Raw genomic sequence first — 24,458 nt, 5'->3', positions numbered from 1 at the left:
GCAACCCCCTATTCTAAACCTTCAACGTCAATACCCATACTGCGTGCTGTACCTGCAATACATCTAACTGCTGCTGCTAGACTTGCTGCAGTTAAATCAGGTTCCTTAAGTTTTGCAATTTCTTCCAGTTGCTTGACGTTAAGTTTGGCCACTTTTTTCGTGTTGGGCGTGCCACTTCCGCTTTGAATACCTGCTGCCTTTTTCAAAAGAACTGAAGCTGGAGGTGTTTTAGTAACGAAAGTAAAACTGCGATCACTATAAACAGTTATTACAACAGGGGTAGGTAAACCTTGCTCCATTTGTTGTGTCGCTGCATTAAATGCTTTACAAAATTCCATGATGTTAACACCTCTTTGACCTAATGCAGGTCCTACAGGTGGACTTGGATTAGCCTTACCTGCTGGAATTTGTAATTTGATATATGCTTCTACTTTTTTTGCCATGATTACTCCTTACGGGTTAAGCGCTAGCTTCTAGTAATTTTATTTATCATTTATAATTACTTAAGTTCTAGCTCCCCTTAACATAAAATAGTTCTAAATTAAATTATTATCTTTATTTTATAAAGTGATTTAATTAGAACACCTTAGCGAACTAAGTTTTTTCTACTTGACTAAACTCAAGTTCTACTGGAGTTGAGCGTCCAAAAATAAGAACCGCCACTCTTAATCTGCTTTTCTCATAATTAACTTCTTCAACAACTCCATTGAAGTCGACAAATGGGCCTTCTTTTACACGTACAACCTCACCAGGTTCAAATAGAATCTTAGGTCTTGGTTTAGTGACTCCATCTTCAACTCGCTGCATAATTGCTTGAGCTTCTTTGTCTGTGATAGGTGTAGGCGTTTGACTTGTTCCACCAATAAAGCCTAAAACTCTTGGTATCGCTCGTATCATATGCCAAGTTTGATCATCCATAACCATGTTTACTAATACATAGCCTGGAAAAAATTTTCGTGTACTCTTGCGCTTTTGACCTGAACGCATCTCAACAACTTCTTCTGAGGGTACGACAACCTCACCAATTTTATCTTCTAAATTATGGTGTTTTGTACGCGATATAATTTCACGCATGACAAAATTTTCATAGCCAGAATAGGCATGCACAACATACCATTGTTTCGATTTTTGCTCTTCCACCGAACTCACCCTAAATGCGTTATTTTTGCGATTGCCCACATCATTATTGAATCCACTCCCCAGAGTATAAATCCGGTTAATGCAACCATGACAATAACGATTGTTGTTGTTTGTATTGTTTCTTGACGTGTAGGCCAAACGACCTTTAATAGCTCAACTTTTGATTCTTGAGCAAAGTGAAACACTTTTTTACCTGCAGATGTTAGGTAAGCCAAAAATATAGCTAATAAAAACCATACAAGCCATATTATAGACTCTATAGGGCCTGATAAAGTGTAATAGTAAGTGCAAAAAAAGGCCGCTAAAGTTATAAAAACTATAGCCACCCAAGAAAGTACATCTTTAGTATTACTTTGAGTTTCGTTCAAACTTTTCATATTCACTTGTTTGTTGGCAGGCCAGGAGGGAATCGAACCCCCAACCTGCGGTTTTGGAGACCGCCACTCTGCCAATTGAGCTACTGGCCTATATTATTTGGCATGAACCATCATGGTGCATGCCATAAAATCTACCTTATTACTCGATAATTTTAGCGACAACACCGGCGCCAACAGTACGGCCACCTTCCCGAATTGCAAAACGTAAACCTTCATCCATCGCAATAGGCGCATGTAAATTTACAGTCAACTGTACGTTATCTCCAGGCATTACCATTTCTACTCCAGATGGTAAATCACAAGTGCCTGTTACGTCCGTTGTTCTAAAATAAAACTGCGGTCTATATCCATTGAAAAATGGAGTATGTCGGCCACCTTCTTCTTTAGATAACACGTATACTTCCGCTTCAAATTTTGTATGAGGCTTAATTGTGCCTGGCTTCGCTAATACTTGGCCACGCTCAACTTCATCTCGCTTAGTTCCACGAAGTAATATTCCTACGTTATCACCAGCTCGTCCTTCGTCTAACAACTTACGAAACATCTCAACACCTGTACAGGTCGTCTTTGATGTATCACGAATTCCAACAATCTCAATCTCTTCGCCTACTTTGATAATTCCGCTCTCGATACGTCCTGTTACTACTGTTCCTCGACCAGATATTGAAAATACATCTTCAATCGGTAATAAAAACGACTTATCAATGTTGCGTACCGGCTCTGGAATGTATGAATCCATAGTTTCTACTAGCTTCTCAATCGCTGGTACACCAATATCACTGCTATCACCTTCTAATGCTTTCAAGGCAGAACCAACAATAATTGGAATGTCATCCCCAGGAAAATCGTAACTGCTTAACAAATCACGGACTTCCATTTCAACAAGTTCTAATAACTCAGGATCATCAACCATGTCCGCTTTATTCATAAATACGACAATGTACGGTACACCTACTTGGCGGGACAACAGTATATGCTCTCTAGTTTGAGGCATAGGACCATCCGCTGCAGATACTACCAGTATCGCTCCGTCCATTTGCGCTGCACCCGTAATCATGTTCTTCACATAGTCAGCATGTCCAGGGCAATCCACATGCGCATAATGTCTGTTCGCTGATTCATATTCAACGTGCGCTGTAGATATTGTAATGCCTCGCTCTCTTTCTTCTGGTGCCGCATCGATCTGATCGTATGCTTTTGCTATACCACCAAATTTCTTTGCCATGATCGTGGTAATTGCCGCTGTTAATGTGGTCTTACCGTGGTCTACGTGACCGATCGTCCCCACATTCACATGTGGCTTTTTACGTTCAAATTTTTCCTTCGCCATTGGAAAGTCTCCCCATTTGCTATTTTACGTTATGGTGCCCACAACTGGACTCGAACCAACGACCTCTTCCTTACCAAGGAAGTGCTCTACCGCCTGAGCTATGTGGGCCTTACATACTAGCTTGCTGACTATATGAACAAGCCACTATTACTAATAAATTGGAGCGGGTGATGGGAATCGAACCCACGCTATCAGCTTGGAAGGCTGAAGTTCTACCATTGAACTACACCCGCTTGTATTCGTCCTTCTTATAAATTGGTGGAGGGGGAAGGATTCGAACCTTCGAAGGCTGAGCCGTCAGATTTACAGTCTGATCCCTTTGACCGCTCGGGAACCCCTCCAAAAAGAACGTTATTGTCTTTTAAGATGAATAGAATGTCAACATTTTGTTAACGGTTAACCTCATGAAATGGTGCCGGCACTAGGAATCGAACCCAGGACCTACTGATTACAAGTCAGTTGCTCTACCAACTGAGCTACGCCGGCATATACCTCTTTTGCTCATGCTCTAAGCAATATTGCGATATCTAGCTTTCTTCAGCTTGATAATCACTTAAAAAAGACCCTGGCGATGACCTACTTTCACATGAGGAAACCTCACACTATCATTGGCGCATGTTCGTTTCACTACTGAGTTCGAGATGGAATCAGGTGGTTCCAAACCGCTATGGTCGCCAGGAAAACTGTTTTGAGTAGCGCGCCTTGGAGCGCGTTACTTCCGGTAAATAAAGAGAGTCATGGTGTCACTTATATTCGTTTCACTCTGAAGTAACTCAGATTATATGGTCAAGACAATCAGCCAATTAGTACAAGTTAGCTTCACGCATTACTACGCTTCCACACCTTGCCTATCAACGTCGTAGTCTTCAACGGGCTTCAAGGGAAAACTCATCTTGAGGGAGGCTTCCCGCTTAGATGCTTTCAGCGGTTATCCCGTCCGAACTTAGCTACCCGGCAATGCCACTGGCGTGACAACCGGTACACCAGAGGTTCGTCCACTCCGGTCCTCTCGTACTAGGAGCAGCTCCTCTCAATTTTCCTACGCCCACGGCAGATAGGGACCGAACTGTCTCACGACGTTCTAAACCCAGCTCGCGTACCACTTTAAATGGCGAACAGCCATACCCTTGGGACCTGCTTCAGCCCCAGGATGTGATGAGCCGACATCGAGGTGCCAAACACCGCCGTCGATATGAACTCTTGGGCGGTATCAGCCTGTTATCCCCGGAGTACCTTTTATCCGTTGAGCGATGGCCCTTCCATTCAGAACCACCGGATCACTAAGACCAACTTTCGTTCCTGCTCGAGCCGTCGCTCTCGCAGTCAAGCACCCTTATGCCTTTACACTCTTGGTACGATGTCCGACCGTACCGAGGGTACCTTTGTGCTCCTCCGTTACTCTTTGGGAGGAGACCGCCCCAGTCAAACTACCCATCATACACTGTCCTTATCCCAGATAATGGGACCAAGTTAGAACCTCAATAACAACAGGGTGGTATTTCAAGGTCGGCTCCATACCCACTAGCGTGGATACTTCTTAGCCTCCCACCTATCCTACACAGTTATCATCAAAGTCCAGTGCAAAACTATAGTAAAGGTTCACGGGGTCTTTCCGTCTAGCCGCGGGTACACTGCATCTTCACAGCGATTTCAATTTCACTGAGTCTCGGGTGGAGACAGTGTGGCCATCGTTACGCCATTCGTGCAGGTCGGAACTTACCCGACAAGGAATTTCGCTACCTTAGGACCGTTATAGTTACGGCCGCCGTTTACCGGGGCTTCGATCAAGAGCTTCTCCGAAGATAACCCCATCAATTAACCTTCCGGCACCGGGCAGGCGTCACACCCTATACGTCTTCTTACGAATTTGCAGAGTGCTGTGTTTTTAATAAACAGTCGCAGCCACCTGGTCTCTGCGGCCCTCTCCAGCTCAGAAAGTAAATTCCTTCACCGAAAAGGGCGTACCTTCTCCCGAAGTTACGGTACCATTTTGCCTAGTTCCTTCACCCGAGTTCTCTCAAGCGCCTTAGTATTCTCTACCTGTCCACCTGTGTCGGTTTGCGGTACGGTTCTCTATAAGTTATGGCTAGCAGCTTTTCCTGGAAGCCGGGCATCAATGACTTCGCCGTACACCGAAGTGTCAGCACCATGTCGCACCTCAGAGTTAATAATGGTCCGGATTTGCCTAAACCATCCCCCTACATGCACATACCAGGACAACCATCGCCTGGCTCACCTAGCCTTCTTCGTCCCCACTTCACCACTTATAAAAAGTCCAGGAATATTAACCTGGTTCCCATCGACTACGCTCTTCAGCCTCGCCTTAGGGGCCGACTCACCCTGCTCCGATTAACGTCGTGCAGGAAACCTGGGACTTCCGGCGTGAGGGCTTTTCACCCTCATTATCGTTACTCATGTCAGCATTCGCACTTCTGATACCTCCAGCACACTTCTCAATGCACCTTCATCAGCTTACAGAACGCTCCCCTACCACGTGTGCCTAGCACACATCCGCAGCTTCGGTGACTAGTTTTAGCCCCGTTACATCTTCCGCGCAGGCCGACTCGACCAGTGAGCTATTACGCTTTCTTTAAAGGGTGGCTGCTTCTAAGCCAACCTCCTGGCTGTCTGTGCCTTCCCACATCGTTTCCCACTTAACTAGTACTTGGGGACCTTAGCTGGCGGTCTGGGTTGTTTCCCTCTTCACGACGGACGTTAGCACCCGCCGTGTGTCTCCCGTGATTCAATTAGCCGGTATTCGGAGTTTGCATCGGTTTGGTAAGCCATGACAGCCCCCTAGCCGAAACAGTGCTCTACCCCCAACAATCATTCACGAGGCGCTACCTAAATAGCTTTCGGGGAGAACCAGCTATCTCCGGGCTTGATTAGCCTTTCACTCCTAGTCACACGTCATCCGATAATTTTTCAACATTACCCGGTTCGGACCTCCACTTGGTGTTACCCAACCTTCATCCTGCACATGACTAGATCGCCCGGTTTCGGGTCTACTCACAGCGACTCTCGCCCTATTCAGACTCGATTTCTCTACGGCTCCCTTATTCAGTTAACCTCGCCACTGAAAGTAACTCGCTGACCCATTATACAAAAGGTACGCAGTCACACAGCCTAAGCCATGCTCCCACTGCTTGTACGCAAACGGTTTCAGGTTCTATTTCACTCCCCTCTCCGGGGTTCTTTTCACCTTTCCCTCACGGTACTGGTTCACTATCGGTCAGTAAGGAGTATTTAGCCTTGGATGATGGTCCACCCATCTTCAACCAGGATTACACGTGTCCCGGCCTACTTATTCGCGTGCCTAGTTCTTCATGAGCTTCCCGTGTACGGGGCTTTCACCCTCTATCGCCAACTTTCCCAAATTGTTCCACTTCCTCTCACAATAAATCACGCCAGGCTCCTCCCCGTTCGCTCGCCGCTACTTGGAGAATCTCTTTTGATTTCTTTTCCTTCGGGTACTTAGATGTTTCAGTTCCCCGAGTTCGCCTCTATAACCTATGTATTCAGTCATAGATGACCATGCTCACGCATGGCCGGGTTCCCCCATTCGGACATCTTTGGCTCAGCGCTCGTTTCCAGCTCACCAAAGCTTTTCGCAGGATTCCACGTCCTTCTTCGCCTCTTACTGCCAAGGCATCCACCGTTTGCGCTTCTCTTCTTGACCATATAATCTCAATTACCTCAAAATTATATGCTTTACTGCTCAATACAAGTCGCTTGTGTTACCTCTTTATTTACCCATTTTTTTAATGAACGTCTGGTTATTCCAGATGAAAATACTCCGCAAAGCACTTTAATCTGGACTATCCTTAGAAAAATACCTAAAATTGGTGGAGCCGAGGAGGATCGAACTCCTGACCCCCTGCGTGCAAGGCAGGTGCTCTCCCAGCTGAGCTACGACCCCTTTTTTTGGGCTGCGATTTTTCGTTTTACTCCGCGTTGCAATCGTTCGCTCGGTCGGTCACATACTGATGTATGCTCCCTCGCTTGCTCACGCTCGCGCCTTGATTAAAACAAAAATTCTTGCCAAAAATGCTTCGACTTGCGTTAGCTTTCGCTCGCGCTTCGCTCTCGCTTTACCGAGCATCTTTCGCTCCTTTCGGAGCTTAGGATTCTTCATCTTTCTGAAAACAAACTGTGTGGGCACTTTGAGGTCCTTTCATGCCTTATCTTTTAAGGAGGTGATCCAGCCGCAGGTTCCCCTACGGCTACCTTGTTACGACTTCACCCCAGTCATGAACCACACCGTGGTAAACGTCCCCCCGAAGGTTAGACTATCTACTTCTGGTGCAGCCCACTCCCATGGTGTGACGGGCGGTGTGTACAAGGCCCGGGAACGTATTCACCGCGACATGCTGATTCGCGATTACTAGCGATTCCGACTTCATGGAGTCGAGTTGCAGACTCCAATCCGGACTACGAACGACTTTCTAAGATTGGCTCCAGGTCGCCCCTTCGCTTCCCTCTGTATCGTCCATTGTAGCACGTGTGTAGCCCTACCCGTAAGGGCCATGATGACTTGACGTCGTCCCCGCCTTCCTCCGGTTTGTCACCGGCAGTCTCCTTAGAGTTCCCACCTTCACGTGCTGGTAACTAAGGACAAGGGTTGCGCTCGTTACGGGACTTAACCCAACATCTCACGACACGAGCTGACGACAGCCATGCAGCACCTGTAGCAGTGTTCCCGAAGGCACACTCGCATCTCTGCAAGCTCCACTGTATGTCAAGGGTAGGTAAGGTTCTTCGCGTTGCATCGAATTAAACCACATGCTCCACCGCTTGTGCGGGCCCCCGTCAATTCCTTTGAGTTTTAATCTTGCGACCGTACTCCCCAGGCGGTCAACTTATCGCGTTTGCTACGCCACTAAATATATTCATATATCCAACAGCTAGTTGACATCGTTTACGGCGTGGACTACCAGGGTATCTAATCCTGTTTGCTCCCCACGCTTTCGTGCCTCAGTGTCAGTATTAGGCCAGGTAGCCGCCTTCGCCACTGGTGTTCCTTCCGATCTCTACGCATTTCACCGCTACACCGGAAATTCCACTACCCTCTCCCATACTCGAGTTAACCAGTATCATCTGACCTGCCCAGGTTAAGCCCAGGGATTTCACAGATAACTTAATCAACCACCTACGCACGCTTTACGCCCAGTAATTCCGATTAACGCTCGCACCCTCCGTATTACCGCGGCTGCTGGCACGGAGTTAGCCGGTGCTTCTTCTGTGGGTAACGTCCAATCAATTAGCTCTTAACCTATCAATCCTCCTCCCCACTGAAAGTGCTTTACAACCCTCAGGCCTTCTTCACACACGCGGCATTGCTGGATCAGGGTTCCCCCCATTGTCCAATATTCCCCACTGCTGCCTCCCGTAGGAGTCTGGACCGTGTCTCAGTTCCAGTGTGGCTGGTCATCCTCTCAGACCAGCTACCGATCGTCGCCTTGGTAGGCCCTTACCCCACCAACTAGCTAATCGGACGCAGGCTAATCTTAAAGCGCCAGGCCAAAATGGTCCCCAGCTTTCGTCCGCAGACATCATCCGGTATTAGCTTGAGTTTCCCCAAGTTATCCCAGTCTTCAAGGCATATTCCTACGCGTTACTCACCCGTTCGCCACTCGCCATCAACCTAGCAAGCTAGGTCATGCTGCCGTTCGACTTGCATGTGTTAAGCATGCCGCCAGCGTTCAATCTGAGCCAGGATCAAACTCTTCAGTTCAATTCCTGTGCTAGTCTTAAACCAGCTTCTTACTTCTTCTATTCACTTCTTAAGCACTCAAAACCTTCCAAAGTGCCCACACAGTTTGTCTTCTCTCTTCTTAATGAACTCACCCTCAAGGTGTGCTGCGTATTCTACTCATTTCACATCCAGTGTCAAACACTTTTTTAATTTTTTTTAATTATTTTCTTTTGCTTATCTACTATCGCTCATATAGATTTTCTAGAGATCAAGTTGGTCATTTTTTGCTGCATATAAGTTAATCTTTTGAGATTTACTAGAAAACGAAGCTTAATATAACCCCAGTAATGGGTTTTCTATGCAAGGATGACTTGGACTATCATTTATCGACTTCCCATCTCTGCAAATATTTTTTCTCTTGGACTCATTTGAAAACGTTATTTATGCACTTCATACAATAGAAAATCTATATTACCAAATACAATGATTCTTACATAATGAAAGCCACATTTTTCTAATAAACGCTTTGACTTTGTATTTTCAGGGCGAGTAACAACAACTAATTTATCAACAGCTAAATGAGCAAATCCCCAATCAATTAATGCCTCCACTAATTCAACTCCATACCCCTTCCCCCAGTATTTTTATGTAAAACATATCCAATTTCGATATCCGGTTGATTCTCATTGTGATCAAGATAAACAAGTCCAGCACGACCAATGAATTCATTATTGTTTTTCTCGAAAATAGAACCCATAGTGAAATGATGTTTGTTGTAATGCAAAATATCACTTTGAAGCCATTCCTGAATTACGGACTTGCTTTGGACTCCACCCATATATTCCATAACATGTTCATCAGAATGCAGGAAATACCAATACTCGAGATCATCTAAGATAGGTGTTTTAATTAACAGTCTTGAGGTTTCTACTAATATGCTCATATGTTGTGACTTTACTTTATATATTTAACGTAAACCAGTACTGAGCATTTAAGATTTAAAATTAATTGTTGCTCAAAGAGTTATCCCATTTTGAAATAGCAAAAGTAGCTGGAACATCGTCGTATCGCAATTTTTTTCCGGCCAAAGGAAATTGTGATATGGACATGCACCAGCTTGTAACTATTTCTGTGAAATAGATGATTTCTTCAACTGGCATTTAAAATCACCAGAGGTAATAAAAGTGATAGCCAGGCAGCTATGCCTTTATTAAAGTCGCTTAAGAGACTTGCTTTTGGTGATAAAGGGCTATATCGGTAAAAAAATATTTGAAGAACTTATTAACAGTGGTTTAAAACTAATCACTAAAAAACGTAAAAATATGAAAGACAAGCTTGATATCTCTAATTATGAAAAGCAATTACTGAATCAGAGAAGAATTATTGAAACAGTTATAGGTCACTTAAAGCATTGCTATCAAGTATGTCATACTCGCCATCGTTCTATTATCAATGCTATGACGGGGTTGCGGCTTTAGCTGCTTATGCCATTCCCCACTCAAATTGTCGGTAATTAAATTACTTGCAAATTGCGCATAGAAACCCATTACTGGGGTTAATATAAATACTTTTAGCGATTACGCTCATAAAAACAGAATGTCATATCGTATTTATTTTTTTCATCCTGTGGCCGGAATTGTTGATTTTGGCAATGCCAAATAGATTCATCAATTTTTGGAAAAAAAACGTCAGCTGCAAATTGGTGATGTATGCGTGTAATATATAAAAAAGTTGCCATCTCAATTGCTTCATTAAATAATTCAGCACCACCAATTATCATTATCTCATAATGTCCTTCCGCATACTCAATTGCTTTTTTTAATGAATCAAAAACATGAACACCTTCGATAAGCGATGAAGTACGACTCAGAACAATATTTAATCTTCCAGGAAGTGGCCTTCCTATAGAAGCAAATGTTTTTCTTCCCATAATGACAGGCTTTCCCATTGTCATTGATTTGAAATGTTGCAAATCAGCCGGTGCATGACAAAGTAATTGATTATTGATTCCCAGCCCACCAGATTCATCGATTGCGGCAATTAAGCTAATTATTGTCATTGTTTCATCCGGGATAAAGCCATGGACTTAGCCATTTCAACTGCAGCTAACATTGAACCCGTATCAAGTAGATTTTTTCCTGCTAGTTCTATAGCTGTTCCATGATCTACAGAGGTCCGAATGATTGGTAATCCTAATGTTACATTAACCGCTTCATGGAAGTCAGCATATTTTAGGACGGGTAACCCCTGATCATGATACATAACAACATAGGCATCACAATCATTTAATTGACTTTTAATGAACATCGTATCTGCAGGCATAGGCCCCTCAACTTGAAGGCCTTGATCTTGAAGAATCGTTAAAGCGGGCGAAATTACTTCAATTTCCTCCCGTCCTAAATAGCCTGATTCCCCAGCATGAGGATTTAACCCAGCTACCCTGATGCGTGGATTTAAAATATTAAAATCCTTAATCAAGGATTGATGTAATTGACTTACCACTTTGATAATTAAACTGGATGTAATCGATTCTGCTACTTTTCGCAAAGGAAGGTGTGTTGTAACTAAAGCCACTTTCATCTGAGGGCAAGCCAACATCATAACCACTGTTTCCACATTGTAAAATTGGGCAAAAAACTCAGTATGCCCACTAAATGAAATACCAGCTTTATTAATATTTGCCTTATGAACTGGTGCAGTAACTAAAGCAGAAAAATCCCCTCTGCCACACAATTGTGCCGCCTGGTTTAGAAGCTCCACAACATACACCGCATTATCAGGATTGAGACACCCACTTTGGACTGGGGCAGGACAAGGAACAGACAGTATCGGCAAATGACCATGCTTAAACTCGAAATGTTCCCCACTTTTGTACGAAGTTAAGCAAACATCCAGTTTTAATTCCTTTGCTCTAGTTTCCAAAACATCTCGATCTCCTAGAACTACTAATGGGAAGTCGTAACTTGCAAGAGCCAAACATAAGTCTGGCCCAATGCCTGCTGGCTCTCCACTACTAATAAGCAGTGGCTTCATGCTAACTCCTTATCAAGGATGTTAACATATGCATCTGTTCGTATATGTTGCTGCCAATTCTGTACTGCTTCAGCAAATTTTCTTTGCTGTAAAAATTGTCTTACTTGTTGTACTTTGAACGCCTCTGAATCATCTTCTTGTTTGCGTCCAAGAACTTGGATAAGATGCCAGCCAAATTGTGATTTAACGGGAGGACTTATTTCATTAATGGATAACTTATCCATCGCTTTTTCAAATTCAGGAACTAATACTCCCGGTGAAACCCAACCCAAATCGCCACCTTTCACCGCGCTTGAAGAATCTAACGAGTATTGTTTTGCCATCAGAGCAAAATCCTTCCCTGCTTTTATTTGCTGATAAATATTCTGCACTTGTTTCTTTGCATCCTCAGGAAGCATACTTGGATCAGGCTTGAGAAGAATGTGACGTACATGAGTCTTAGTAATAATATGATGTTGATTTTCACCACCAATAGAAACCAATTTGATGAGCTGAAAACCGTTTCCTGCACGCAAAGGTCCAACAACTTGACCGACTTTCATTTTTACAACTTCTTTAGCAAATAGTTCTGGTAACTCAGCGAGATGCCGCTCCCCTAAATCACCGCCCTCCAATGCAAATTCCCCGCTTGAATTTTCTATAGCAAGAAGACTAAAATTATCTCCTTTTTTTATTTTTGTTAACAAGAACTCTGCTTTATTTTTAGCTTTTTTTACTTGTTCTGATGTAGGCTCCTCACCCAAAGGAATCACTATATTTTGAATACGGTATGTTAGGGTTGAGCGATCGACAACTCCACCCTCTGTCTTTAAATATTGATCGACTTGCTCGCTTGTAACCATAGCGTCTCTGCCAACTGCTTTTTGCTGCAAATGACTTAAGAGTATTTCTTTACGAATATTTTCCCTATATTCATCCCAAGTCATACCCTGTCGGACAATTTCTTCACGTAGCTGGGTTAAAGTAGCATGATTGGCCGACGCAATTTTTTCAATTGCCTGATTTAATTCCGTATCATCTACAGCAAGGCCATTTTTTTTCGCCATTTGAAGTTGTAAGTCAACATCAATCAAATGCTGTAACACCTGTTTACGTAATACAGATTCTTCAGGTAATTGCATTTTTTGTGCAAGAATTTGCTTTTTAGATAATTCAACTTGCTTGTTTAACTCACTCTCAGTAATAACTCCATCATTGACAACGGCAACTACTTTATCCAGCACTTGCTTTGCTTGTGCCATACCCACAACAACAGAAAGGAAGATGCATATCAGTGCTATTTTTTTATACATACCTGAATCCTTATTTACTTTTTTTCGAGCAATTTAGGTTATTTTTATCCAAAACTCAAGCAGATTTGTTCAATTTTTATCATTCAATAGTTTAACGATGAAATGGATCATTATATCCTGGGATATATGTATTCAATACACTGCTTGGATCACTATTAGCTACTGATCCTAAGCCTTTTAATAAAATTTGCAAATAAATATTATTATTATATCGGGGTGAATAATTTGCGTCTAAGTTTTTAAATGTTCTTCCTCCTAAAATTCGTACCGCCCAGCAACAATTGTCATATTGCATTCCTAGTAACGACATCATACTATAATCTTTACTAATATTGTGGCTGTAAGCACCAATCGCGCTCCATCTATCACTTAATGGCCAAGAAATAGAAGCCAAAGCTTGATGCAAGGCGTTATCAACTCCTATATTATTTCTTACTGCCGTAACATCACCATTCACTAAGTAACTATACCCAAAATTAACAACCGCATTTGGCTTTGGCTGGTAATGAATATTTAAATCAGCATTATTTGTTGCAGAAGTAGCAGGATCCCAAACATAATCTCCCAGCAGCTTCCAAAATGGACTCAAAGAATACATAGCACGACTAGCAATGGGAGAAAATCCATAAAACGGTGATAATTGTCCTATTTCCAAAGGATTTGCAATACAAAAACCAGAAGGGCTACGACAAAGTTGTACTTTTCTATCTGAGAAGTACTTAATTTGTCCAATAGAAAAAGAAGCTAACTCAGAGCCAGTTTCCTCTAATAACCAACGAGTTGTAAGGGCATAACTAAGTTGATTCGCATCCCCAATTCGATCAAACCCCGAAAAACGATTTGTTCTGAAAAGTTGATCAAAATTAAAAATCATATTCGCAGTATCATATATAGGTAACTGGTTTTGATTATAAAAAGGTACATACAAATAAAATAAACTTGGCTCTAAGGTTTGTGTATAAGCACTCCCTCCCCAATTAGAATTACGCTCAAAAAACAAACCACCTTGAGTACTGAAGCGCGGAATAAAGCGATTGTAATCTGAGTGCATATTATTCCAATTGTTTTGAACCTGGTAATAGTTTTCTACGAACTCTACGGATGGAGTAACATATCCCCAATTTGTTCTTTGTGGTAATGAAAGTCCTGGATTAAGATGAAATCTAGGTCCTTGAGGCATTTCTATTGGAACACCTTGAGGCATTAATATGGGAACTTCTTGCGGTATTGATGTCGGCCAAAAAAACTGATCATATTGCCCAGTCACATTTAAATTAGCCTGCATGGGTAGATCATAATAATAACCACGTGCGTATAATTGTGGCAAGCGTTCATATTGATCTGCTATAGGAGTTTCATTGATTGGATGCAAGGTTTGAAAGCTTTGTGCCATACCTCTAAAAGTCCAATGCTCTGTAGCATAGGTTAAATCTGCTTGACGTAATAACTGCCTTTCAGTAATAAGCGCTAAATTAGTGCTAAAGTCCTGGAAGTAGTAATCATCAGAAACTTGTTGAACATTCACATTTAATCGCAAATCAGGATTAAATTGCGTCGTATTACGAATCCCCCAAAGCCAACGATTAGTTGATTCGTTTCTAAACCAAGGAAACTCGTCTGCATGACTGTTTAAAAAATTACGATAAGCAGCATCATTTGGCAGAAAATCCCCAGTAATGATACCTATACTTTTTGATGTTAAATAACGAAACTCTCCTCCAATCATTACATTGCGTTCTGTATAAAGATGAGGCGTTACAGTTAAATCATAATTAGGGGCAATATTCCAATAATAAGGTACTCCTAAGTCAAAACCACCCACATTAGAATATCCTGCCAAAGGCATTAGAAACCCCGACTTTCTTTCTTTAGTGGTTGGAAAGCTCAAATAGGGGACATAGAGCACAGGCCACTCGCGAATCCGTAATTTAGCATTTCTAGCAACCCCTATCTTTTTCTTATTGTCAATAACAATAGACTTAGCCTCAACATCCCAAGCTTTGTCTTGTGGAGCACATGTTGTATAAGTGGCCTGACGCAATAGGTAATCAGAATTGGCAAAGCGCTGCATTAAACTCGCCCTCCCCCATGCGGGTAAAGTTGTTTCACGCTTGTTGGTATTAAATCGATAAAGTACATCTTCTATCTGACCTGACTTATCTTGTGGATTAATTGATGCTCTACGAGCAATCAATAACTTATCAGGCTCTAGGTAATGTACATTACCTAAAAACTCAATCTTGGTAATTTGATTACTTTTAGGATCACGGAATACATAAGCTGTTTGTGCATTAACTATTCTCAGGTTTTGTTGTACTTCAACATGTCCGGTTAAGGTAGAAGGTTTATCTTGGTAAAAAGAAACCCGATCCGCCATAATCCGTATTTCATCAGGTGTGGGAAGTGGATTAACGGTAATGGGTTGATAAGAACCGCGGCAAATAGGGGCGTTTTGATCCGTTTGCCAACCAAGACACTGAGAAAATTTGTCTCTTATTGCATTCGTTAAATCAATATCGCGTGCTATGACACATGCTTGTACTGGTTCATTAATTAATGGGGCAGAATAGGCGAAAGTATGATAAAGTACCATAAACACAATAAGCACCATAGCCAGCATGCTCATCAAGAACCATTTGAATGAAATCTTGTTCACGAGTAATAAAATGCCTTATCATGCGCCAAAAAACATGTAACTAAATTACTTTTGATCAATCGGTGAGTTGTTTTTTATATAAAAACCTACCCCATTTATGGAAAGAGGAGATCAAGTTATAAGTTACAGCAAAAAAGTTGAGGGGGGAAGTATACCATGCATGCACGAGAAAACGCACTGAAAGAATGGCTCATTTACACGTTAAAACATCAAGATTTTCACTTAGTATCTTTAGCCGGAGATGCCAGTTTTAGAAGATATTTTCGCCTGCGACACAATGGGATAACCCAAGTGGTGATGGATGCTCCTCCAGACAAAGAAAATCTTGAGCCATTTATACACATTGCCCAAACTCTTAAGAAAGCTGGAATACCTACTCCTGAAATTCTTGCTGTAGATCTTGAGCAAGGATTTCTCTTATTAAGCGACTTAGGGGATCAACTTTTATTGAATGATCTTAGGCTTGAAACAGCCAATAAATACTATCATCAAGCGATAGAAACTTTAATTAAAATTCAATCCTGTTCCATTCACGATCCCAGCTTGCTTCCTTTTGATAAGCCTCATATGCTTAAGGAAATGAATCTATGCATTGAATGGTTTTTTAAATCGTATCTTACTTTAGATCTCAATCAAGATGAATTAACTCTAATACAGAAAACAATGGATTGGCTTGCTACAGAAATAGCGCAACAACCATTAACTTTTATTCATCGAGACTACCACTCCCGTAATTTAATGCTCATCAAGGAACAAACTGAAGTTAGCTTGGGTGTTATTGATTTCCAAGACGCCATGTGTGGCCCTGTAACTTATGACTTAGTTTCGTTACTCAAAGATTGTTATATTTCTTGGCCACGTCAACAAATTCTAGAATGGATGAGCTTCTTTTATACTCATCAAAGTGCGATAGCCAATCATTACTCCTTAGCTGAATTTATTCGCGCCTTTGATCTTTGTGGATTGCAAAGACACTTAAAAGTTTTAGGAATCTTTTGTCGTTTATATTTACGCGATAATAAACCTAGATACCTCAAAGATTTGCCTTTGACATTAAAATATGTTCTTGAATGTACAGAGATTTACGAAGAATTACATCCGTTTTTTCACTTTCTTCAAATGAGAGTTTATTTACCATGAAAACAGCAATGATACTCGCTGCCGGCCGAGGAGAACGCTTAAAACCAATCACCGAGGTGCTACCAAAAGCACTGTGCATCGTTAAAGATAAACCTTTAATCGAACATCATATAATTAATTTGGCAAAAGCTGGTTTTAAACAAATTGTGATCAATCATGCCTACCTTGGGGGACAAATTCGGCAATATTTAGGAGCCGGGGAACGTTGGAATGTTGAAATTTGTTATTCTCCAGAACCCCCTGGCGGACTTGAAACAGGTGGAGGCATTGTAAATGCCCTCCCACTGTTAGGTAATCAACCCTTTATTACTGTAAATGCAGACATCTATACTGATTTTGATTTTTCTTTATTACAATCAGCAAATGTTGATTCCATTCACGTCATTTTAGTTCCTAAAAATCCAACTCTTAATCATCATGGAGATTTTGGCATTATCAATGAAAATCAATTAAGCAACACTCCTCGTGAATACACTCTTGCTGGTATCTGCTGCTATCATCCTCAGGTATTCACACACTGTAAACAAGGACGTTACTCTGTAACCCCAATAATTCGGCACCACGTCGAACAACATAAAGTAACTGCTTCTGTTTATAAAGGCATGTGGTTTGATATAGGATCCTTATCGAGGCTGCAAGCAGTGAACCCTATTTAACGTAAGTTCGATATAAAAGGCATAGAAAGAGGCCTTTTATATCGCTAAACGAACGTCATCCCATAAAGTTTGTCCCCAGCGAAAGAGGAGCGACACGAACAAGTGGAAACAATCCAGTTCAAATCTTCAATGCGCCATCGTCTACGATTGCTTTGCAATGACGCAATATACCTATTCCATGAACGATTACATCCTGTACTCAAATGTCAACTTAAAATAATGAGCTAAGCAAGACTCAGATTGCTTCACTCAAACTACAGTCCGTTATTTATGTTACCTGACGCCCAGGGCCTTGTTGTTCTTCAACCTCGTGCTCTGGTACACTCGTTTCCTCCTGGACACTCTCTTGTTTTTTAGCTTCTATAACTTGTTCCACGGCTTTCTTAGCAGCAGCTCGTGTGCGTTTTTCTTCCAGTCGTTGCTCACCAGGATATTCACGTTGACGAGTTATAAGCTCGGTAGATACATTGCTTTCTCGGACATAGTCTCGAAAGTCTTTTGCTGAATCAGCTAGTAATTGTTCCACTTCATCCACAGTAAGCTTTCGAATGTGATTGCCCTTGTCATCGGTTTTAAATAAATAACCATCTTCTGTAGCAATTTGGTATTTCTTAGCTAACCATGCGTTAAATAATTGATCTAAGGACTCTACTGTACTTTCTTCTAATGGAGCATCTGTTCCTGGGGCGGCATAACCCCGGACAAAATGTCCATCTTGACTAATAGCAAAGTCAAACCGGATTCCTTCATAATTCTTCTCTACTAAGTTGCTTATTGCTTTTTCAGCAATGCCTGTTTGCATATTCTTAAAGCTTGAGGTCTCAGGAAGATCACCAAGCCAAATTTGCCCTCTTTGAGAAAACTTATATTCAACAAATTGTACAAACTCATCTATTGCTTTTTCTACTTCTTTGGCGGCTTCCATTGCTTCGGGTGATTTTTTATAGAATCTCGAGTTTTCAACAATGTCATGAACTCGTTCTTTTAAATAGCGAGCAAGTTCTGGTGATTTTTCTGCATTTTGCATCGCTTTTAATAACTCAGGCTTGGGGGGTAATGTGACATCTTTAGCGATGCTCAGCGAAGGGGCGTTTGCGGACATAAATTATCTCTCTTGCGGATTCTATTATCGTATTGACCTAATTATAGCAAAATCATTTAAGTTACAGAATTTCTAGTTCTACCATGCTGTTAAAAATTTGTAAAATATAGGGAGACCCCGCTTTCGCGAGGTCAACAACAAGTTACTGATGTATCTTTCGTACAAAATCTCAATACGAATCATACAATCAAATGCTACATAAATGGTGATTTAATCTCATCAATTACCGATTTAAATGAACGATTTTTCATGGAGTCAAAAGTAAATTCATCCACTAGAATCGCATCCCAACGCGCGGCCTCCACTGAGAGTAACTCATCCATTTCCTGTTGATTAATTTCGTTCTTTTCAACTTTCTCTTGCAGTATGGCTCTTAATTTACCAAATTTAACTCGTTTTAGATCTCCCAGCTTTTGAGTAATTTCTTCAGTTTTGATAATTAATTGCAACGCATGTTCGACGCGATCAACAGGTTGTTGTGGATCACCGCTTAAATAAATCGATTTTTTCACTCGATCCCGATAAAGATTATTCTGCGCTGCCAATTTTACTAATTTATAATCCAGCTTATCACTGGGATAACGCATAGTCTGTCCTAAAGGAAATGCCAAGAAACGCACTACAGCGCCTAGAACTCTGGATGGAAAATTATTACATAAATTAATCATCGCCTTTTGTGCATGATAAAAACAGTAAGAAACCGCCCACTGAGCATATAATTGATCATCGGGGTGATCACCATTTAATTGCACATTACGCAAAACAGCCATTGCCATGTAAAGATATGACATTCCATCTGCAAGACGAGCAGACAAACGTTCTTTACGCTTTAAATCCCCACCTAATTTAATTAAAGACAAATCCGCAAGCCAAGCATAAGCATGGCTTAAACGTGCTAAACGCTTGTACTCACGTTTCATTTTTTGTTTCGGTGCACTAATAAATATACCTGCTGTCCATGCAGAACATACTGTTTTGGCAAAATTTTGCAAGAAATATTGAATATGTTTCCAAATAACCTTTCTAAATGCTTCTTTATCCTGATTGGAGATAGCATAAAACTCGTCACGAATATAGGGGTGACATGCCATTGAACCTTGCCCAAAGATTAATAAATTCCGAGACATTATATTTGCCCCTTCCACGGTAATGGAAATAGGAACTCCTTGATAAAAATTAGTTAAGTAGTTGCGAGGCCCCACTACAACGCCTCGTCCCGCGTGCACATCCATAGCGGAATTCACAACAATTCGTGCCAGTTCGGTATTAAAGTATTTAGTGATTGCAGAAGCAACCGAGGGTTTTTTATGCTCATTTACAGCTGCTACTGTGAGTAAGCGAGTTGAATTGATCAAATAATTTAACCCAGCAATCTCTGCAAGTTTCTCGACCACACCCTCAAACTGACCAATTTCCACATTAAATTGGCAGCGAATACGCGCAAAAGCACTCGTTGCTAAATAACAAACAGAAGAAGAAGCAGCACCTAAAGCAGGCAAAGAAATAGAACGACCAATTGATAAACACTCAACCAACATTTGCCATCCACTTCCTATTCTTTTTTGTCCTCCAATTACAGTAGAGATAGGCACAAAAATATCTTTTCCGCGGATAGTACCATTCATAAAAGGTTGATCTGCTGGTAAATGCCGATTTCCAATTTCTAGATTAGGAGTATCACGAGAAATGAGTAAACAAGTAATTCCCTCCACTCCTTCACCTTGTAATAACCCATTAGGATCCTTAACATTAACCGCTAAACCAATCAACGTAGCAATTGGCGCTAAAGTAATCCAGCGCTTGTCTAAAGTAATGTTTAAACCTAATACCATTTCACCATCAACAGTCTTCTGTACCACAATAGCATCGGACTGGATTGAGGTTGCATCACTACCTGCGCCTGGTTCAGTTAAAGCAAAACAAGGGATATCAATGCCTTTTGCTAAACGTGGCAAATAATAAGTCTTTTGTTCCTCTGTACCATAATAATTGATTAGTTCTCCTGGGCCTAACGAATTAGGTACCATTACAGTCACTGCCGCTACCCCAGAACGGCTAGCAATTTTCATCACTACATCAGAATGGGTGCGCGCAGAAAAACCTTTGCCGCCGTATTCCTTAGGAATTACTAACCCTAAAAAACCATTTTCTTTGATGTAAGTCCAAACTTTCTCAGGTAAATCATGAGCCTGGCTGATTTCCCATTCATCTAACATGCCACATAAAGTTTGAGTTTCATTATCGAGGAACGCCTGCTCCTCTGTTGAAAGAGTGGTACTTACATTGGCTAATCTATCCCAATCAGGCTTTCCTGTAAAAATATCTTGTTCCAACCAAGTATCACCAGCATTAAGTGCTTCCTCTTCCGTTTTTGACAATTTAGGAATCGATTTACCTGCTGTTTTGTAAAGATAATCCGCAATAGCTGCACGCAAAGGTTCTAGATAGACTACAAGTAATGCCGTGATAATTACTAACCAGAGTAGGAAACCAACAATCCAAGGCAAACCAATAGCAAATGTTGCTATGATTAAATAAAAAACGCTTCCTAACTCCCAAACTAATGGATTCATTGCTCTATAGAGCACCACTAAAGTAAATATCAGGTAGAGTAAAAAAAACAAAATGGCCATAATATCAATACCTTCCCTTGCTTTGGACAATAAAAGTGTAGTATATACTTTTTACTTTATAAGTAGCAATTGCACATGAACCAACGTTTGATTTGGAATTTTGAATTTACCCCGGAAAAAAGCCTGCCCTTAGCAACCTTCGTGGCTCCAAAAGAAGGTCATCTAAAATGGGAAATTCGTTATTTTTGGCCAGATAATAAATCAATTATTCTAAACACAATTGATCCTTCACTACTTAACATTTCTCATTACCAACTAAAATATAAAGAAGACGCTTATTATTTACTACCAGGCCAAAGCTATAATATTAAAAAGCGACACAACCAATTATTTTATAAACCGTTACTCCAAAAAAAAGACGCTGCTTTGGGTTTTGGCACCAAAATACCCTTAAGCTCCGCTCAAGACTCACTTCATCAAACAGAATTAACAGATCCTGAGTTACTGAACATAATGCAACAAATTGCAAAAGAAAGCATAGAGATTGCAGTTAAAAAAGAAGCTTTTATTTACACCTTTCCAACAAAACCTAAAATAAAAATGGAACTTGCGCGTCTTGAAGTCCTTAACAAAATCTATTTTAGCGTATGTATTGAAGGGAGATCGCTTCATTTAGTAGAAACTATTTCCAAACACTTGCTAGGAGAACAAGTTTCCTGCGAATATGTAACCTTCCTAAAAAGCCTACTGAAATTATGCTAAGGACCCTTTTTGATATTATTCTAAGTTTTGGAAAAATTGGACTCATCTCCTTAGGAGGTGGTAACTCTATGTTAAAGCTCATGGAATATGAGGCTGTTGAGTACCGACATTGGATAGGACAAGAAGAATTTGTTGCGATGGTTGGCTCAACCTTTATTTTCCCTGGACTAACAGGTGTTAAATTATCCGCACTCATAGGATATAAAGCGGCTGGAATCACCGGATTAATTTTTGCCATTCTTAGCCTTAATTTACCGGGATTACTCATGGCTGTGGCGGGATATCATTGGTTGACCAGTCACAATGGACCAGGAATGCGTAAAATCATGATCGGCGTGCAATACGGTGCTCTGGCCTTACTTGCTGCAGCAAGTTACTCCGTTGCTCAAGGGGTTGTGGGCATGTATTTTTCTATTCCAATTGCTTTGTGCTGCGTTCTATTTTTTCTTGCTTTAACCTTTTGGAATTTGTCACCCTTTTATGGTTTCATATTATTTATTGGGGTTTGTTTTTTTCTAGTACGTTGAATAGAGGCTATTTACAATAGCCCTTAAAGTAAACTGTACTGCTTAAAAATGTAGACTGGCTACGATTTTAAAAATCAATGGAGTTACTTTTGGAAACTAAGTTGGATAATCCGGAGTATTATATTAATAGAGAGTTTTCTATTATTGCATTTAATCAGAGAGTTCTTATGTTGGCTAATGATGAACGTGTTCCATTGTTGGAAAGAATGCGTTTTCTCAGTATATGCAGCAGTAATCTTGATGAGTTTTTTGAAATCCGTGTTGCAGGCCTAAAAGAAAAAATCGCCATGTCCTCAGGAAAATTAACGATTGATGGTTTACGTCCTGATGAAGCCTTCAGTCAGATTAGTCAAAAAACACATAAACTCATCGACCAACTCTATTCTATATTTAATAAACAACTTCTTCCTGCATTGAATAAAGAAAAGATTCACTTTCTTGAAACAGAACAATGGACTGATGACATCCATTTGTGGGCAAAACACTATTTTAAACATGAGATTCAACCTATAATTAGCCCAATCGCTTTGGACTTAGCCCATCCGCTACCACAATTGATTAATAAAAGCTTAAACTTTATTATTTCTTTAAGTGGAAAAGACGCTTTTGATCGTAAAATTAACTATGCGGTAGTGCATGCTCCTCGATCAATTCCAAGAGTCATTCATTTACCTTCTGAGTTATGCGGTGATGCTCATTATTTTGTATACCTTTCTTCTATTATTACAACTCATGTGGATAGTTTATTTCCTGGAATGGAAATTAGTGGGTGTTATTCTTTTCGTCTTACTCGCAATAGTGACTTATTTTTGCGTGAAGAAGAAATTGATGATTTAGCCAAAGCGGTACAACGTGAAATTTTTTCACGCCACTATGGTCATGTAGTTCGGCTTGAAATTGAAAAAAATTGTCCTGAAAAAATAGTTGATTTTTTACTGCAAAAATATCATCTTCGTCATGAAGACGCTTATTATTGTGATGGGCCAGTGAATATTCAACGTCAATTAACAGCCATTAATAGTATTAATAGGCCCGATCTGAATTATCCTCGTTTTACGGCCCAATACCCCCAATTTCCCAAATCAGAACGTAACTTATTTAACGTGCTCGACGAACAAGATATTTTATTGCATCACCCCTATCAAAGCTTTGATGTAGTGATTGATTTTGTGCGACAAGCAGCAAATGACCCTAATGTTTTAGCAATCAGCCAAACCTTATATCGAACTCGCTCGGAATCAGTTATGGTTGATGCTTTAGTTGATGCAGCACATTCTGGTAAAGAAGTTACCGCTGTCATCGAATTGAGAGCTCGTTTTGATGAAGAATCCAATCTGAAATTAGCAAACCGTTTGCATGCCGCAGGAATTCTTGTACTTTATGGCGTGGTAGGATTTAAAACTCATGCCAAAATGACCTTAGTTGTTCGTAGAGCCCATGGAAAATTGAAGCGTTATGTTCATTTAAGTACTGGAAACTATCATGAATATACTGCAAAACGTTATACTGATTTTGGATTATTAACCTGTGAACCGACCATTGCATCAGATACCCAAATTATTTTTCAACAATTAACCGGCTTAGGCAAAGTAGTTAAACTCAAGTCATTAAGTCATTCCCCATTTACGTTACAAAAAACTTTATTGCAATATATAGAACAATGTACCGCTACTGCCTTAAAAAAAGGAGATAGCGAAATCCTTCTTAAAGTAAATGGATTAGCGGATAAAACCATTATCCAAGCTTTATATAGAGCATCACAGGCCGGAGTCAAAATAAATTTGCTGGTACGCGGAGTTTGCTGTCTAAAACCAGGATTGCCTGGCGTTTCAGAAAATATACGCGTACTTTCCTATATAGGACGATTTTTAGAACATCATCGAATATTTTATTTTCGGAGTGATGAAGAAGAATTTTATTTTTGTTCGAGTGCTGATCTCATGGAAAGGAATTTATATCATCGTATTGAAATTATGTTCCCCATTCTTGATGAACATTGCAAAAAACGAATAAAGCAGGAAATTATTAAAAACTACCTTAAAGATAATAGCAATACCTGGGAGATGCAAAGCGATGGTAGTTATAAATCAATCACTCAAGGTAGTAACTGCGCCCAAGAAAAACTCATTAGGTTGTATCAAGATGAAGAAACTTCAATTTGATAATATGGCTCCA

Annotated in this window: 16 protein-coding genes, 6 tRNA genes, 3 rRNA genes and 1 pseudogene; 6 read left to right on the top strand and 20 right to left on the bottom strand. The window is 40.7% G+C overall.

Annotation, left to right across the window (positions count from 1 at the left end; genetic code table 11):
• Positions 1-8: 8 nt before the first annotated feature.
• The 14 genes and pseudogenes from rplK to DYH34_RS02325 all read right to left on the bottom strand — a co-directional run bounded on the left by rplK (position 9) and on the right by DYH34_RS02325 (position 9,485).
• Complete coding sequence (rplK, locus tag DYH34_RS02390) at positions 9-443, bottom strand: 50S ribosomal protein L11 (protein WP_058464760.1); 435 nt, start codon at positions 441-443, stop codon at positions 9-11.
• A gap of 151 nt (positions 444-594) precedes the next feature.
• A complete protein-coding gene (gene nusG / locus DYH34_RS02385; protein ID WP_083502748.1) occupies positions 595-1,140 on the bottom strand; it encodes a transcription termination/antitermination protein NusG in 546 nt (181 codons plus the stop codon).
• A 5-nt stretch (positions 1,141-1,145) separates the two neighbouring features.
• A complete protein-coding gene (gene secE, locus DYH34_RS02380) occupies positions 1,146-1,517 on the bottom strand; it encodes a preprotein translocase subunit SecE (protein ID WP_058464763.1) in 372 nt (123 codons plus the stop codon).
• 14 nt (positions 1,518-1,531) lie between these two features.
• Positions 1,532-1,607, bottom strand: a tRNA-Trp gene (locus DYH34_RS02375).
• Between the two features lie 49 nt (positions 1,608-1,656).
• Positions 1,657-2,847 carry an elongation factor Tu gene (tuf, locus tag DYH34_RS02370; protein ID WP_058463869.1) on the bottom strand — a complete coding sequence of 397 codons (1,191 nt, stop codon included), beginning with the start codon at positions 2,845-2,847 and terminating at the stop codon, positions 1,657-1,659.
• Positions 2,848-2,879: 32 nt separating this feature from the next.
• Positions 2,880-2,955, bottom strand: a tRNA-Thr gene (locus tag DYH34_RS02365).
• A gap of 51 nt (positions 2,956-3,006) precedes the next feature.
• Positions 3,007-3,080: transfer RNA gene (locus DYH34_RS02360), tRNA-Gly, on the bottom strand.
• 23 nt (positions 3,081-3,103) lie between these two features.
• Positions 3,104-3,188, bottom strand: a tRNA-Tyr gene (locus tag DYH34_RS02355).
• Between the two features lie 69 nt (positions 3,189-3,257).
• Positions 3,258-3,333: transfer RNA gene (locus tag DYH34_RS02350), tRNA-Thr, on the bottom strand.
• Positions 3,334-3,410: 77 nt separating this feature from the next.
• Positions 3,411-3,526, bottom strand: a 5S ribosomal RNA gene (rrf, locus tag DYH34_RS02345).
• Positions 3,527-3,629: 103 nt separating this feature from the next.
• Positions 3,630-6,526, bottom strand: a 23S ribosomal RNA gene (locus DYH34_RS02340).
• A 164-nt stretch (positions 6,527-6,690) separates the two neighbouring features.
• Positions 6,691-6,766, bottom strand: a tRNA-Ala gene (locus tag DYH34_RS02335).
• A 270-nt stretch (positions 6,767-7,036) separates the two neighbouring features.
• Positions 7,037-8,581: ribosomal RNA gene (locus tag DYH34_RS02330) — 16S ribosomal RNA — on the bottom strand.
• Together the 16S, 23S and 5S rRNA genes with 5 tRNA genes alongside form the textbook arrangement of a ribosomal RNA operon.
• A 398-nt stretch (positions 8,582-8,979) precedes the next feature.
• Positions 8,980-9,485: pseudogene (locus tag DYH34_RS02325) on the bottom strand (GNAT family N-acetyltransferase).
• 286 nt (positions 9,486-9,771) lie between these two features.
• Here DYH34_RS02325 and DYH34_RS02320 point away from each other — a divergent pair.
• A complete protein-coding gene (locus DYH34_RS02320) occupies positions 9,772-10,020 on the top strand; it encodes a transposase (RefSeq protein WP_083502754.1) in 249 nt (82 codons plus the stop codon).
• A gap of 92 nt (positions 10,021-10,112) precedes the next feature.
• On the opposite strand, the gene DYH34_RS02315 is transcribed toward DYH34_RS02320, so the two are convergent.
• From DYH34_RS02315 to DYH34_RS02300, 4 genes are all read right to left on the bottom strand, one after another.
• A complete protein-coding gene (locus DYH34_RS02315; protein ID WP_058464906.1) occupies positions 10,113-10,601 on the bottom strand; it encodes a dihydrofolate reductase in 489 nt (162 codons plus the stop codon).
• Complete coding sequence (gene pdxA, locus DYH34_RS02310) at positions 10,598-11,575, bottom strand: 4-hydroxythreonine-4-phosphate dehydrogenase PdxA (RefSeq protein WP_058464905.1); 978 nt, start codon at positions 11,573-11,575, stop codon at positions 10,598-10,600. The genes DYH34_RS02315 and pdxA overlap by 4 nt, the downstream gene beginning before the upstream one ends.
• Positions 11,572-12,867, bottom strand: a complete 1,296-nt coding sequence (locus DYH34_RS02305; RefSeq protein ID WP_058464904.1) for a peptidylprolyl isomerase — start codon at positions 12,865-12,867, stop codon at positions 11,572-11,574. The genes pdxA and DYH34_RS02305 overlap by 4 nt, the downstream gene beginning before the upstream one ends.
• 91 nt (positions 12,868-12,958) lie before the next feature.
• Positions 12,959-15,493 carry an LPS-assembly protein LptD gene (locus DYH34_RS02300; protein WP_058464903.1) on the bottom strand — a complete coding sequence of 845 codons (2,535 nt, stop codon included), beginning with the start codon at positions 15,491-15,493 and terminating at the stop codon, positions 12,959-12,961.
• A gap of 186 nt (positions 15,494-15,679) precedes the next feature.
• On the opposite strand from DYH34_RS02300, the gene DYH34_RS02295 reads away from it, so the two are divergent.
• On the top strand, positions 15,680-16,663 hold the full coding sequence (locus tag DYH34_RS02295) for an aminoglycoside phosphotransferase family protein (RefSeq protein ID WP_058464902.1): 984 nt from the start codon (positions 15,680-15,682) through the stop codon (positions 16,661-16,663).
• Positions 16,660-17,319 carry an N-acetylmuramate alpha-1-phosphate uridylyltransferase MurU gene (gene murU, locus DYH34_RS02290; protein ID WP_058464901.1) on the top strand — a complete coding sequence of 220 codons (660 nt, stop codon included), beginning with the start codon at positions 16,660-16,662 and terminating at the stop codon, positions 17,317-17,319. Before DYH34_RS02295 ends, murU begins: the two co-directional genes overlap by 4 nt.
• A gap of 268 nt (positions 17,320-17,587) precedes the next feature.
• Here murU and DYH34_RS02285 read toward each other — a convergent pair whose 3' ends face one another.
• Positions 17,588-18,421 (bottom strand): hypothetical protein, encoded by an 834-nt coding sequence (locus tag DYH34_RS02285; RefSeq protein ID WP_058464900.1) that lies wholly within the window; start codon positions 18,419-18,421, stop codon positions 17,588-17,590.
• A gap of 194 nt (positions 18,422-18,615) precedes the next feature.
• Positions 18,616-21,054 carry an acyl-CoA dehydrogenase gene (locus DYH34_RS02280; protein WP_058464899.1) on the bottom strand — a complete coding sequence of 813 codons (2,439 nt, stop codon included), beginning with the start codon at positions 21,052-21,054 and terminating at the stop codon, positions 18,616-18,618.
• Positions 21,055-21,129: 75 nt separating this feature from the next.
• Here DYH34_RS02280 and DYH34_RS02275 point away from each other — a divergent pair, with 75 nt between their 5' ends.
• The 3 genes from DYH34_RS02275 (at position 21,130) to ppk1 (ending at position 24,445) form a co-directional block, all read left to right on the top strand.
• The gene (locus DYH34_RS02275; RefSeq protein ID WP_058464898.1) at positions 21,130-21,756 is read left to right on the top strand and encodes a hypothetical protein; all 627 of its coding nucleotides are present in this window, start codon (positions 21,130-21,132) and stop codon (positions 21,754-21,756) included.
• Complete coding sequence (locus DYH34_RS02270) at positions 21,750-22,283, top strand: chromate transporter (protein ID WP_058464897.1); 534 nt, start codon at positions 21,750-21,752, stop codon at positions 22,281-22,283. Before DYH34_RS02275 ends, DYH34_RS02270 begins: the two co-directional genes overlap by 7 nt.
• A gap of 89 nt (positions 22,284-22,372) precedes the next feature.
• Positions 22,373-24,445 (top strand): polyphosphate kinase 1, encoded by a 2,073-nt coding sequence (gene ppk1, locus DYH34_RS02265; RefSeq protein WP_172465396.1) that lies wholly within the window; start codon positions 22,373-22,375, stop codon positions 24,443-24,445.
• The last annotated feature ends 13 nt before the right edge of the window (positions 24,446-24,458 follow it).

It is taken from the genome of Legionella cincinnatiensis (assembly GCF_900452415.1).
In the GTDB taxonomy this organism is placed as follows: Bacteria; Pseudomonadota; Gammaproteobacteria; order Legionellales; family Legionellaceae; genus Legionella; species Legionella cincinnatiensis.
The sequence above is the reverse complement of the archived record's forward strand: the minus strand, read 5'-3'. Positions and strand labels throughout refer to the sequence as shown.

Bases quoted from the DNA above. Each gene is read 5' to 3' on its own strand.
- DYH34_RS02285 (WP_058464900.1), bottom strand. From the start codon at position 18,421: ATGTCCGCAAACGCCCCTTCGCTGAGCATCGCTAAAGATGTCACATTA.
- rplK (WP_058464760.1), bottom strand. From the start codon at position 443: ATGGCAAAAAAAGTAGAAGCATATATCAAATTACAAATTCCAGCAGGT.
- DYH34_RS02300 (WP_058464903.1), bottom strand. From the start codon at position 15,493: ATGAGCATGCTGGCTATGGTGCTTATTGTGTTTATGGTACTTTATCAT.
- secE (WP_058464763.1), bottom strand. From the start codon at position 1,517: ATGAAAAGTTTGAACGAAACTCAAAGTAATACTAAAGATGTACTTTCT.
- DYH34_RS02275 (WP_058464898.1), top strand. From the start codon at position 21,130: ATGAACCAACGTTTGATTTGGAATTTTGAATTTACCCCGGAAAAAAGC.
- DYH34_RS02315 (WP_058464906.1), bottom strand. From the start codon at position 10,601: ATGACAATAATTAGCTTAATTGCCGCAATCGATGAATCTGGTGGGCTG.
- pdxA (WP_058464905.1), bottom strand. From the start codon at position 11,575: ATGAAGCCACTGCTTATTAGTAGTGGAGAGCCAGCAGGCATTGGGCCA.
- DYH34_RS02280 (WP_058464899.1), bottom strand. From the start codon at position 21,054: ATGGCCATTTTGTTTTTTTTACTCTACCTGATATTTACTTTAGTGGTG.
- DYH34_RS02305 (WP_058464904.1), bottom strand. From the start codon at position 12,867: ATGTATAAAAAAATAGCACTGATATGCATCTTCCTTTCTGTTGTTGTG.
- murU (WP_058464901.1), top strand. From the start codon at position 16,660: ATGAAAACAGCAATGATACTCGCTGCCGGCCGAGGAGAACGCTTAAAA.
- DYH34_RS02270 (WP_058464897.1), top strand. From the start codon at position 21,750: ATGCTAAGGACCCTTTTTGATATTATTCTAAGTTTTGGAAAAATTGGA.
- DYH34_RS02295 (WP_058464902.1), top strand. From the start codon at position 15,680: ATGCATGCACGAGAAAACGCACTGAAAGAATGGCTCATTTACACGTTA.
- tuf (WP_058463869.1), bottom strand. From the start codon at position 2,847: ATGGCGAAGGAAAAATTTGAACGTAAAAAGCCACATGTGAATGTGGGG.